Annotated in this window: 11 protein-coding genes; 4 read left to right on the top strand and 7 right to left on the bottom strand. The window is 38.5% G+C overall.

What is annotated here, in order from left to right:
- Window positions 1–10: 10 nt before the first annotated feature.
- Window positions 11–1027, bottom strand: coding sequence for a zinc-dependent alcohol dehydrogenase (locus NE558_RS09125; protein WP_256149720.1), 1017 nt, complete (start codon window positions 1025–1027; stop codon window positions 11–13).
- Between the two features lie 468 nt (window positions 1028–1495).
- Between NE558_RS09125 and NE558_RS09120 the strand changes: the two genes are divergently transcribed.
- Window positions 1496–2188 carry a GntR family transcriptional regulator gene (locus NE558_RS09120; protein ID WP_256149719.1) on the top strand — a complete coding sequence of 231 codons (693 nt, stop codon included), beginning with the start codon at window positions 1496–1498 and terminating at the stop codon, window positions 2186–2188.
- A 138-nt stretch (window positions 2189–2326) separates the two neighbouring features.
- Window positions 2327–3085, top strand: a complete 759-nt coding sequence (locus NE558_RS09115; RefSeq protein WP_256149718.1) for an SDR family NAD(P)-dependent oxidoreductase — start codon at window positions 2327–2329, stop codon at window positions 3083–3085.
- A 465-nt stretch (window positions 3086–3550) separates the two neighbouring features.
- On the opposite strand, the gene NE558_RS09110 is transcribed toward NE558_RS09115, so the two are convergent.
- From NE558_RS09110 to iorA, 6 genes are all read right to left on the bottom strand, one after another.
- Window positions 3551–5296 carry a methyl-accepting chemotaxis protein gene (locus tag NE558_RS09110; RefSeq protein WP_256149717.1) on the bottom strand — a complete coding sequence of 582 codons (1746 nt, stop codon included), beginning with the start codon at window positions 5294–5296 and terminating at the stop codon, window positions 3551–3553.
- A 740-nt stretch (window positions 5297–6036) separates the two neighbouring features.
- A complete protein-coding gene (gene brnQ / locus NE558_RS09105; protein ID WP_256149716.1) occupies window positions 6037–7317 on the bottom strand; it encodes a branched-chain amino acid transport system II carrier protein in 1281 nt (426 codons plus the stop codon).
- A gap of 40 nt (window positions 7318–7357) precedes the next feature.
- Window positions 7358–8551: a pyridoxal phosphate-dependent aminotransferase gene (locus tag NE558_RS09100; RefSeq protein ID WP_256149715.1), complete on the bottom strand. Its 1194-nt coding sequence runs from the start codon at window positions 8549–8551 to the stop codon at window positions 7358–7360.
- 18 nt (window positions 8552–8569) lie between these two features.
- On the bottom strand, window positions 8570–9916 hold the full coding sequence (locus tag NE558_RS09095; protein ID WP_256149714.1) for an acetyl-CoA hydrolase/transferase family protein: 1347 nt from the start codon (window positions 9914–9916) through the stop codon (window positions 8570–8572).
- A 19-nt stretch (window positions 9917–9935) separates the two neighbouring features.
- Complete coding sequence (locus NE558_RS09090; protein ID WP_256149713.1) at window positions 9936–10508, bottom strand: indolepyruvate oxidoreductase subunit beta; 573 nt, start codon at window positions 10506–10508, stop codon at window positions 9936–9938.
- A 5-nt stretch (window positions 10509–10513) separates the two neighbouring features.
- A complete protein-coding gene (gene iorA, locus NE558_RS09085) occupies window positions 10514–12295 on the bottom strand; it encodes an indolepyruvate ferredoxin oxidoreductase subunit alpha (RefSeq protein ID WP_256149712.1) in 1782 nt (593 codons plus the stop codon).
- A gap of 282 nt (window positions 12296–12577) precedes the next feature.
- Here iorA and NE558_RS09080 point away from each other — a divergent pair, with 282 nt between their 5' ends.
- Together NE558_RS09080 and NE558_RS14770 are read left to right on the top strand one after the other, a co-directional pair.
- Entirely contained in the window at window positions 12578–13213 is a 636-nt protein-coding gene (locus NE558_RS09080) for a GntR family transcriptional regulator (protein ID WP_256149711.1), read from the top strand.
- 19 nt (window positions 13214–13232) lie between these two features.
- Window positions 13233–13328 carry an S-layer homology domain-containing protein gene (locus NE558_RS14770; RefSeq protein WP_420314593.1) on the top strand — a complete coding sequence of 32 codons (96 nt, stop codon included), beginning with the start codon at window positions 13233–13235 and terminating at the stop codon, window positions 13326–13328.
- Window positions 13329–13412: the final 84 nt, after the last annotated feature.

The following is a 13412-nucleotide window of genomic DNA, read 5'->3' as shown; positions in this document are numbered from 1 at the left end:
TCCAATACCCTTAAAAGTCCTGACAATCAATCAAAACCTTGCAGGTGCCTGCCGAAGGGTCTGCTATCAAATCAAAAGCCTTAGGGCTCTCTTTTAAGGATACAACATGAGAAACGATGCTTTCCAATTCTGTATTTATTACCTCAGAATAAGCAACTGCCTGACCAAATTCTTCTTTCGTATAAACACGAGTTCCAATTAATATTTGCTCCTTGAAGTTTAAATCCCTTAGGTTTACTGCGTGAGGATGCTTATGTACCGCTGTCATGCAAATGGTACCCCCCACACGAGTGATATCTGTCATTTGTAAAGCTGCAATTTCCGCACCGGAGCATTCAAACAAAATATCTGCACCTTCTCCATCTGTGGCAGCCTTAACAACTTGTTCCATGCTTTCATGTTTCACATTAACAGGTATCATTCCAAAAGCCTTTGCCTTTTCCAGCTTTTTATCATCCACATCGGAAATGAAAACTTTACTTGCACCCATATGAACCAACATCATGCCAGTAATCATGCCAATGGGCCCGGCACCAATAACTGCGCAGGTATCCAAAGCTTTGAGCTTTGCCTGATGAATACTCCTTACAATAACGGCTAAGGGTTCAATCACCGCCGCTGCTTGATCGGAAACACCGTCTGGTACTTTAAACATTACATCTTCATTGACATACCCATATTCACAAATGCCACCGTCCACGTCGATGCCTATCAGCCCTAAGGTATTGCAAACGTGTTCATTTCCTGTTCTACAAGGAAGGCAGTTCCCGCAAGTTAATAGTGGATATGCAACTACACGGTCACCTTTTTTAAACTTTTTTCCATCCTCCTCCACAATTCCCAAAAACTCATGACCAAAGATTAAGGGAGCTTTCGCTCTGGGATGCGTTCCTAAATAAATACCCATATCCGAACCGCAAATACCGCAATACCGCATTTTTACTTTTACTGCGCCTTCCCTTGGCAAAGGCTCTGCAACATCAAGCACCTCCGCTTTTTTGGGTCCAATATAAACCAAAGCTTTCAATTGTTTTCAACTCCTTTATTTGGGTTATTTTAAAATTTTCAATAGTATAAACTCCAAAACAAAAATATTTTAAACTTAATAAAAAATTTTTTTATTTAATTTAAATATTTTATTAAGCAAAGTATATATTTTAATACGTCACTCGTCAATATATTTAATATACCAATAAATTTGTCTTAAATTTGTTCATATTTTATATTAAAATAAAAAATTGTAAATTTTTTGATCAAAACTTCTAACATTTTGCTTAAATTTCTATCGTTTTATTATGAGAAAAAGATATTGACAGAACAGATATAAAAACGTAAATTAAATATATTATTTTTGATAAAAAATTTTTTTATTAGATTATTAAATTTGTTCTTATTTGTTTTTGTTATTCCAATATCCAATTAAAATTGTTATAATGATATAAAAAATAGTTATTACACTGTTTTAATCTAAAATAAAAATTTACGGAGGATTGTCATGGAAAAGCAGACAACGAAGCTTACATTAGCAGATACCATATATACAAATATAAGAGAAGATATTACCCAACACATAATCAAACCTGGGGAAAAAATTAACGTGAAGGAGCTTTCGAAAAGATATGGCGTAAGTGAAACTCCCATAAAATTTGCTCTGAATCGCCTAATCTCAGAAAAGATCATCGAGAATTTCCCTCGTCAGGGTATGAAGGTACACAGTGTTACTTCCGAAGAAGTAGATGAAATTTTTGATACACGTTTGATGCTGGATTTATATTATATGAAACAAATCATTTTAACCGTCAGCTTCAATGATGCACTAAGGGACGAGCTAAGAAAAAATATTGATGAGCATTTGCAGCTTGTAACAGATTTGTCTCCGGATTCTCCCATTGAAGATTATCTTCGTAATTATGAATTGGACTATAAATTCCATGAGCTGTACTTAAAGTGCAGTGGTAATCAAAAACTGGTTGAAATCTTTCAATATATTAATCCATTTTTATACTCAAACTTTATATTCCGCAGACAATCGAAGGTGAAAGACATTAGTGGAGTAAAAGAGCACATGGCAATTCTTGATGCAATTCTTGCAGGAGATGAAGTTGCATTAAAAGAAGCCCTAACCGTTCATATAATGAATGCAAAAACCGCCATAGGGTTAATTTTAAAGGTGGACAAAATCATATAAGTATTCTTTTGTAGGTTCCCTCTCTGGGTGTCTTGCAACGGATGGCAGTACACCTTTGTTATCTCATAAAAATACTGCAACAAACCCCATTGGGTGCAATTTCAACTTGTGTTAACATTTTAGAGAGGAGCTTTATGCATGGTATCATTTGATTTAACAGGAAAAAAGGCTATTGTTACCGGTTCCACCAGAGGACTAGGTAAAGGTATGGCAGAGGGGCTGATGGAGGCAGGAGCTGAAGTGGTCATTATAGGTACATCACAAAAAGCTTTAGAAGTAGCTGAAGAATATGAAAAAAGAGGCTTCCGCTGTCACGGCATCGTTTCTGATTTAGGCGACAGAGAAAGCCTTACAAATGGTTTTCAGGAAGCTTTTGAGAAGTTGGGCGGCACTTTGGACATTTTTGTAAATGCAGCGGGCATTCAAAAGCGCCACTTTTGCGAGGATTTTCCCATGTCTGACTGGGATGCTGTTATTGATGTAAATCTGAACGCCGTGTTTATGCTGTGCCAATTGGCAGGCAGAGAAATGATAAAACAAGGCTACGGAAAAATAATTAATGTGGCTTCCATGCTTAGCTTTTTTGGGGGCTTTACCGTACCTGCCTATGCGGCATCTAAGGGCGCCGTTGCCCAACTTACAAAAGCTCTGTCCAATGAATGGGCTTCTAAAGGTATCAACGTAAATGCCATAGCTCCTGGCTATATGGCAACTGATATGAACACTGCTCTGATCAATGATGAAGGTAGAAATAAAGAAATTTTAGGCCGTATTCCAGCCAAACGGTGGGGAAATGGTGAAGATATGAAAGGCATAACCATTTTCTTGGCATCCCAAGCCTCCGATTATCTAAGTGGAGCGGTTATCCCCGTTGATGGCGGTTACTTAAGCAAATAATCTGAAAAGATTTTCATTACTATGTCTCCCTTTTGCATTGGTAAAAAGACGGTTCCTTTTGTGAATCGTCTTTTTACTTTGTATTTTTCACTTATCTTACATAAATATTATAACAGCTATTCTTCTTGTTAAGTAAAACCTTAACCTTTCCGAAAGTCTCTCTGATTTAATAATCAAAGCTAAAACGATATGGCCTTCTGTGCACAATGTACTAAATTAACAGCGAAATCCATTTCTTAGAGGATTCTGATTAAAACTTTACCTTCTATCAACGAAAGAAACAAACAAGAGGACTAGGCCTCCGCAAACTGCAGATGACAAGTCCTCTTAAATGAATAAACATATATGCCTTAATTAAAACTATTGATTTTTAGTTTTTTTCCATCAACTCAAAGCCCTGTAACCATATTCTAATAACTCCACTTCTATCATTGCAATCAAACAGAAAAATACAGCAATTAAGTATTAAACGGAAAATACACCCCGCTCTTCATGCAAACGAAATTTCCCTACTTCTTCTTGTAATGTTTGCGCTTGTGCGGCGAGCTCCTCACTGGCGGCTGAGCTTTCCTCTGCAGTTGCCGCATTGGTCTGAACTACGGCAGAAACCTGAGTTAGACCTTGACTAATCTGTTCAATGGCACCTGCCTGCTCCATTGAAGCGTGCTCAATTTGTTCAATGGAACTCGAAACCATCCGGGCTTTTTCTGACACTCTATCTAGTGCTTTAAGTGTTTCGCTAGCCAAACGTTCCCCTTCAGCAACAGTTTCCGTAGATTTCTGAATCAAATCAGCTGTCTGCTTTGCAGCCTCAGCAGATTTCGCAGCAAGATTACGTACTTCATCAGCCACCACTGCAAATCCTTTCCCTGCTTCACCTGCTCTCGCTGCTTCAACTGCAGCATTTAGCGCAAGAATATTAGTCTGGAACGCGATATCTTCCACCAACTTCGTGATCTTAGAGATTTTTTGGGAGGATTCACCGATTTCCTTCATGGAAATGTTCAAATGCTGCATATGTATATTACTTTCCTCTACACCTTGACCCGCCTGTTCCACATACTCTGACGCCTGTCTCACGTTTGTGGCATTTTGAACGGCTTGTTCTGAGACTGTAGTTATGGAAGCATTGAGTTCTTCAATGGTCGCCGCCTGCTCCGTTGCACCGGAAGACAAAGCCTGTGCTCCATCAGAAACCTGTCCGGCGCCTGCATTCACCTGATTGGCAGCATCACTAATTAATAACATTGTTTGGTTCAATTTTGTAGTAGTTTCTATCATGGCCAGCTTAATGGCAGTAAAATCACCAACATAATCCAAATCAACACAAATATGCATATCTCCCCGAGAAAGCTGCCCTAACTTTGCCGAAATATCATCAATATAGGCACTCAGCATGGCGTTTGTGGCACGAATGCTGTTGGCCATACGCCCAAGCTCATCATTACTTTCATACGAAATTTGTGCACGCAAATTCCCCCCTGCCATTTCACGAAAAGCAGATTCTATTTCTCTAACAGGCGTTAAAATGGCTTTGGTAAGAACAAAAATCACACCAATAACAGCAAGTAATGCAATAGAAACCGTAACCACCAGCAAAATCCAAGCTTCTAATACAACTCTATCCGCGGCATCTTTTTGTTGTAATGCTTTTTCATCACCAACATCATTCATTTGTTCCATTATACTGCCAATTTTATTAAACGTGGGCAGATAATCCCTTTGAAATATTACATAAGCCTGTTTGGCATTTTGCTGCTCAGCAGTCCTAAGCAATTTATAAATGGACTCCCGCGCTTCCACTGCCTTAGTCAGGTTCTGTTCAATTTCAGCAATATTAGCATCATTTGCATTGTTGCGCTGATTGGTACTAAACTCTCCAAAGTTTATTTTAAAGCTTTTCGCACTTTCATCTGCTAATGTCAATGAATCTTCATAATTCTCTCCGAGGTCCTTTTGTATAATTGAAAGAAGCAAATAGCGCTGACAAGAAGTCATATCTCGCTGTGCAGACAAGTTAGCCCGCGTTAGAGGGTAGGTAAATTTAGAATATAGTGTAATCTGATCACTGACGTTCTTGATTCCCCATACGGATGTACCTATTGATGTCATCAATATTAGGAATACAACAAAAAATCCTACTGAGAGCTTCCACCGAACAGTAAGATTTTTCAACGAAACCTTTGACCTCTTTTTTTCCTTGTGACCCATAAAAATTCCTCCTTCGTCCTTTTAAAATTTACCTGTTTTTTTATTTAGAGTGCAATGTAAACCTATGCATAAATTTATTGTCATTGATTCATAACAATTGGCACAATTCCAATGATTCATCCATTTAGTTAATCATTAAACCCTAATTTAATGAAATGCCTCCTTACTATTGTAAAGAGGCATTTTCTACTTAAGGAATCTCAACACCGCACCTTTATTTGGTCGAATTCTGAATTAAGACCGAATGTTTTGATGCCATATGGGTCAACTTTTTTGCGTAGTCATGCTGGGCTTTTATGATAGAAATCATAGTATTTAGTTTCTTATGATTCCATATTATATCTTAAATGCGTGATATTTGCAACAATTCATTGTAAAAAAATGTTTAAATTTGAATTTTATTGTTATTTATGTAATATATTTCTTCATTTTCAGATAATAAAATTTCTTTTCAAAACTTACGATTAAACGGTATAACGCACATATGCGGTTATTTTCAAAATAGGTAAAGCCTAATGAACTTTGCAAAGTTATTTATTATCTACTTCTTTTCTATTTCACTTTTTCCAGTCTAGTTTCTTATATATATGGAGCATTGCCCGCTTCATTTTTTAGGGAATTAATTTTAGAAACAGAAAAAGCCAAAGGAAGGTCCTCCTACGGCTTTTTTAAATTAAAACACTTTTATGGATTGAGGGGCAAGTTCCCTTACCCCTCAATGAAATAGCATGAATATACTTTTAATTCTCTATGGCTTTCTTCTTTAAACATGCACCTAAGGCACAGCCTACAAGGGAAGGAACAATCCAAGCACAGCCATACGTTGCAAAGGGTATTTGATTTACGAAGTCCACTGGCACCCCATACTTCCCTGCAAGCTCCAAGGCGCTTGTCAAAAATGCAAAATATGCACCGAAACGGGCAATATTGTCATTCTTGAAAACATCATCAAAAAATGTTAACAATACCAAAACCAAAATAGGCGGATACAGCAAACCAAGAATGGGCGCTGAAATGTTAATGATTTTGGTTAGACCAAAGTTGGAAACCACAAAACTGAAGACACAAATTCCAATTACAAGATGACTATACTTTATTTTTTTATCAAAAATATTGTGAAAATAGTCGGCGGCCACAGAAGTCAATCCTACAGCAGTGGTCAAGCATGCCAAGAATACAATCACGGCTAATAAAACCATACCTGACTTTCCTGTCAAGGCGTATGCAATCGCTAACAGTAGCTCTGCTTGGTTTAAATCTTCGAACCCACCCCCTGACGAGGTCGCACCAAGGTAGGTTAACCCGCAGTATACCAGCATGAGCAAACCACCTGCGATAATCCCTGCCATACCAACCATACGGCTCACTTCCTGTTTCTCTGTAAAACCTTTATGATACGCAGCTGTTGTAAATATACCTGTTAATAGGAGAGCACCAATGCCATCCATAGTCTGATACCCAGATAACATCCCCTCTTTCAAAGGGACAACCTTAGACGCCGCAGTTATGGGACCAATGGGCGATATGATGCCTAAAACAATCAGGGCCAGCATAACGGCTAGCAAAATTGGTGTTAGATAATTTCCCACAATATCAACAACTTTTGTTGGGCGAATGGTTAATAGCAATACAATTATAAAAAATGCTGCACCAAAAATCCATGGATTGATAACAGGAAATAATGTGGATACTCCCATTTCAAAAGTAGTTGCCGCTGTTCTTGGAATGCATAAACCTGGTCCAATACAGATAATGATGATTGCCGCCATAATTTCCCCTGGGATTTTACCAATTTTACCTACTACACCTTGTATATTTCCTTGACGATTAAAAACTGTGGCCAAAATAGCAAGAACGCCAAGGCCAACATCCATAATAAAAAACCCAAAGAATCCCAAAAACCAAGATGAACCTGTTTCACGTCCCAGGTATGGAGGAAAAATCAAATTCCCTGCACCAAAAAAAGTTGCGAAAAGTGCTAAGCCCATAATAAGTATTGTTTTCCCTTTGCTTGTCTTCATCTAAATCCTCCCACTTTACCCTTTCAGTAATGAGTTTCGTCTATAATCCTTCTATTTCCTCCAACAATAATTTAAATTTTGGCAGCGCAGTCCCAACTGTTTCAGGGCTGACACAATAGGATAATCTTATGTAGCCTCCACAACCAAAGGCAGAACCCGGTACTGTTAGAAGTAGATACTTCTTTGCCATTTCTACAAATTCAGTATCCTTTGCAATGGGTGTTTTCACCCAAAGATAAAAAGCGCCATCAGGTTTAATACAAGTGTACCCTATATCTGACAGACCATGATAGAGAACATCACGATTCTTTTTATAGAAATTTAAATCTGCCACCTCATCCACACAACGTGCTATCATTCTTTGCTGTAAAGATGGTGCATTGACAAAGCCTAAAATTCTAGTTGCCACATTTAAACCACTCATCAGCTCTTTAAAATCAGCAATATTTTCAGAAACTGCAAGATAGCCGATACGCTCCCCTGGCAAAGAAAGGGATTTTGACCACGAGTAGCCCACAATGGTATTATCATAATACTTTGTAATAAATGGCGGTTTTACTGTTTCGTCATAAACCAGTTCACGATAGGGTTCATCTGCAAAAATATAGATTTCCGTGGAATACTCTTTTTGTTTTTCCTCCAGGACTTTCGCAATTTCAGTAATCGTATTTTCAGGGTATATTACCCCTGTAGGATTATTAGGGGAATTTATAATAACCATTTTCGTTTTAGGTGTAATGTAATTTGCAAGGATATGTGCATCGGGAATAAAAGACGGTACATTGGGAGGAACTATCACTAGTTTCGCCTCCACATTTGATGCATAACATCTGTATTCCCCAAAAAACGGAGCAAAAACCACAACCTCATCACCGGGATTTAGCAACGCCTTCATTGCAACATTCATGCCTCCCGCAGCACCCACTGTCATGACAATGGACTCTGCTGTAAAATTCGTTTGAAACCGACGATTTAATGAATCTGCAACGGTATTACGCACATCCTCATACCCTGAGTTATTCATATAGCCATGGAGAAAAACAGGATCCTCTTGCTTAATAACGGCTTCCAGTGCTTCATTCACTGTGTTTGGCGCCGCCAAATTGGGATTGCCCAGGCTAAAATCACATACATTTTCAGCCCCATGAATCTGTGCCATTTGTTTACCTTCTTCAAACATTTTTCGTATGACCGAACTGTTTGATACAAGCTCTTTCATTTTCTCAGCTATCAAATGAATTCCCTCCCTTTTTTACCTTAGGTTAGAGCGACGCCAGATTTTCTGACTTTCAGCCCCTTGAATCAGCCCATCTCTAAAGTCAGGATGTGCCAAAGAAATCAGCATTTCCGCCCTCTCCCAGGTTGAACGTCCCGCTAAATTTACACAACCATATTCACTCACAATATAAGATGCCTGTGTACGAGGGGTTGTAATAATATCCCCCCCTGTAAACTTAGGAACGATTCTGGAATGGGTCTGCCCATTTTTATCTGTAAATGCTGAACTCATACAAATAAAACTTTTACCCCCTCGAGACATATACGCGCCTGTGGCAAAATCCACCTGTCCGCCTGTACCTGAGATATGACGTGTTCCCGCGCTTTCGGAAGATACTTGACCATAAAGGTCCATTCCAATGCAGCTATTGATAGAAATTAAACCATCAATTTGCGTCATGACTTCAGGGCTATTGACATAGTCCATAGGAAAAGAAATTAGCCCCCGATTTTCCTCCACCCAGTCATACAATTTCTGAGTGCCAAGTGCTATACCAAATACGCCTTTATCTTTATGGAGGGTTTTACAGCTATGATCCAATTTGCCCGCCTCATATAATTCCACAAAACCATCAGATAATAATTCCGTATGCATGCCCAGATGCTTCAAATCAGACTCTGCAATCAACTTTCCAACAGAATTGGGCATTCCGCCAATACCCAATTGTAGCACGACCCCATCAGATAAATGGGGCATAATTTGCATAGCAATTTTTTCATCAATCTCCGTTGCTTTTGCAATGGGTAATTGGGCAAGGGGCGGATGCTCCCCCTCCACTACAGCATCAACCTGTGAAATATGAATGCAGTCATCCTTACCGCCATATACACTGGGAAGGTTTTCATTCACTTCTAAAATAATGATATCTGCTGTGTCCAAAATAGCTTTTGTTGTACAGTTTACAAACGAAAAGCTGAAATAACCCAATCTATCCATTGGTGCAACAGAAATCATTGCCACATTTACAGTTAAATACCTTCTATAGTAAGAAGCCTCATTGCGAAAAAGCATTGGCATGTAGTAGCAAAGTCCTTCTTCACATAATTTTCTTTCATAACCGGTGCAATGCCAGCTTTGGTAGGTGAAAGACTCCTGCGTCCTATCCTGCTCTACAATTTGGATGGGACTTAAAGCCAAACTGCCTCTTACTTTAACGTCCCTCAATTCTCCTTTTCTTTTGGCTAATGCATAGTCCAGCAAATAAGGCGCCCCAACCCCTGTGCTGTAATCCACCCAATCTCCATCTTTCACTAGGCGTACAGCCTCATCCGGTGTCCTTAATTTTGCTTTATATTCCTGATAAAACTGATTCAAACCCATTGTTGCTCCTCCATTTTCATTATTTAACAGCATCCATGCCACAGCGAACCGCTTTCAAATTCACATCAACAAACCCAGGCTTTACCTGTTTTCTGATGATACTTTCCCAATCGATATGTTCTAGTCCCATAGCTTTAATAATTGTACCCAATAAAACAATATTTGCAGCCTTCACGTTCCCTAAATCCAGTGCCATCCGGGTAGCATCCAGCACAATTGTTTTCACATGTTTCTGTATTTCTTCCACTGCATTTTTCGGATAAACGGCATCCCCTGTCAAAATTGGCATAGACGGGATTTCATGTTCATTGACCACAGCCAAGCCATCCGCTTTAAGGTAGGTTAGGGCCCTCAGGGCTTCCATTCTTTCGAAGGAAACCAGTAAATCCGCTTCCCCGGGATCAATGGTCGTGGCTTCTACTTTATCACCAAAACGGACATGAGAGGAAACACTGCCACCTCGCTGAGACATCCCATGAATTTCACTCATTTTAACATCAAATCCCGCTTCCATCAATCCTTGTGTTAGAAGCTTTGCCGCCAAAATAGTACCCTGACCACCTACACCAACCAGTAAAACATTCTTTGTCATAGCACTCATGCCTCCTTCCACTCAATCGCATTCTTAGGACACAACTGGTTGCATATGCCGCAGCCTAAACACTGTATTCCGTCAATTGCTGCCTTCTTTTTTTCACCATCAAATCGAATTGCGGGACAGCCGCACTTCATACAAAGCTTGCAACCAATACATTTTTCCTCATTAATAACCATTTTTGTGGTAAAGGCTCCTTCAAACTCTCTTTTATCTTCCGCGGAGAACTTTTTAAGTGCACAAGGCCATTTTGTAATAATAACAGAAGGTTCATCCAATTCCAAGAATTCATCTAAAATTTTGCCCATTTCTTTTAACTGATTGGGATTAACAGTGCGAATATGGCGAATGCCCAATGCCCGTACAATGCCTTCTATGTCCACGGCAGGCGCCTGCTCACCCTTAGCATTATAGCCTGTTCCCGGATTTTCTTGATGACCTGTCATACCAGTGATGCGGTTATCCAAAATCACACTTACGGTATTGCTGTTATTATAAACAACATCCATTAAAGAGGTAATACCCGAATGTAAGAACGTGGAATCACCTAAAACGGATACTACACGTTTTTTTTCTTCCTTCTTCATGTTAAAGATTTTCTGTGCGCCATGGCCAATACTGAAACCACCACCCATGCAAATTAATAAATCCATTGCATTATATGGTTTTGCAAATCCCAGAGAGTAACAGCCAATATCTCCCGAGACCATAACATTTTTACGTTTCCCCAGTTCAAAGAAGAATCCTCTATGAGGGCAACCTGCGCACAAGGTAGGAGGTCGGTCTACAACCAATCCATCTGGATAGGTAATCAATGGATTCTCCAAATTGAAAAAAGCTTTTTTAATTACATCGGGAGTCATTTCTCCGTATTTTGGAAGTAAATCTTTACCATGGCAATCAAAGCCTAGAAGTTTTACTCGCTCTTCAATAAATGGATCATTCTCTTCTATGATATAAATTGTGTCCATTTTTTTGCAGAAATCAATGATTTTATCGTCTGGCATAGGATATGTAAAACCTAATTTCAAGTATGAGGCCCTATCTTCAAATACTTCTTTTGCATAATGGTAGCAAGCACCGGAAGTAATAACGCCAACCTTTGAGTCATTCATCTCTGTAAAGTTAAATGCTGTTGATTCTGAGAATGCTTTCAATTTTTCTAGTTTCACTTCTAAATTTCTACGCAATCCCTTTGCATTTGCGGGAACGCATACATATTTTTTTACATCTTTTATGTATTCTTTGATGGGAATTTCTTTTCTCTCTCCCAATGCCACAATGGATTTACCATGACATACTCGTGTGGTCATACGAATAAGAACAGGACAATCATACTGCTCACTGATGCCATATGCTTCAATGACCATATCTCTGCATTCTTGGCTATTAGCAGGTTCAAACATAGGTACTTTTGCGGCCTTGGCATAGTTACGGTTATCCTGTTCATTTTGTGCGGAATGCTGACCCGGCTCGTCTGCGGTAATAATAACTGTACCGCCATTAACCCCGGTATAAGCAAATGTAAAGAAAGGATCCGCAGCAACATTTAGCCCCACATGCTTCATAGCCGCTAACGCTCTCCCCCCTGCGATAGAAGCACCAATGGCAGATTCCAGTGCCACTTTTTCATTTGGTGCCCATTCAGCACAAACTTCTTTATAATTTGAAATACTCTCTAAAATTTCTGTTGAGGGTGTCCCCGGATAAGCAGACGCAAAATGGACACCTGCTTCATATGCACCGCGGGCAATTGCCTCATCCCCAGTTAATAACTGTTTCATCTTCATTCTCCTTCCCTAAAAAAGCGATATATATTTCTATTTTTTATATATTATGCATGATGCATTATGCATCATGCACGATTTATATAAAATTTTTAACATATTATACTATTTTTGTCAACATATATTTGCAAAAATTGCTTTTACATTTAATTTTTTGGTTCTTTTAAAATACATTTGATTATAGATATACTCATTTATTGATTGATTTTTCCCAGAAAATATGACATAATTTCAGTTACAACATAAGCTTAAGCCTAAGAAAGGAGGCTATTTTAAATAATGCCTTCAATAAAAATACAAAAATCAACAATGAAAGACCAGGTATACGAAATAATCAAAGAAATGATTCTGAATCAGACCTACCAATTAGGAGAAAAAATAAATATTGATACCCTAGCTGCCGAATTAAATGTGAGCAATTCCCCCATACGTGAAGCCCTCACCATGCTGGAAAAGCAAGGCTTGGTGGAATATGTTCCAAATGTAGGCTCACGCATTATTTCTTTCTCCCCCACTGCTTTTCGTGAAATTTGCTTTTCTTTATTTACCGTTGTTTACGGTGCATATGAACTGTGCTTGTCGCAAAATAAAATAGATGTTGCTATTGAAAAAATGAGACAGCTTCTGCAAGCACAAAAAGATATTGAAGATCATTCGGATATGCAAACTTCCATCAAATATGCCCTTGCCTTTGACAAAAGCATTGTTTATGCTACACAAAACACCTATTTGCTTTCAATTTACGAACAAATGGAGGATATTTTCTTTTTAATGGCTTTGCACATTAATCAAAGAAATGCAGAGGAGCATCAAAGAAACATCTTTGAGCATTCTATGATTTTAGAAAGTATTGAAAAAAATGATATTGCTGCAGCTAAACATTGGTTCTTTATTCATTATGATAAGCATGTATAATTCTAAAATGTAAACAGAAATTATTTCTGGTACGGGAAATGGGTATTTATTACCAAAAAATAATATTACAAGGGCTGAAGTTGCCGTCATCCTAGAAAAACTTTTGAAAATCTAATATATTAATAATGAAAATCTAGATGCATACAAAAGAAGCACTGTTCTAAAAATAAGAACAGTGCTTCTTTTTATGGTTTGGTAA

This window comes from Anaerotignum propionicum (assembly GCF_024461735.1).
Taxonomy (GTDB): Bacteria; Bacillota; Clostridia; order Lachnospirales; family Anaerotignaceae; genus Chakrabartyella.
The sequence above is the reverse complement of the archived record's forward strand: the minus strand, read 5'-3'. Positions and strand labels throughout refer to the sequence as shown.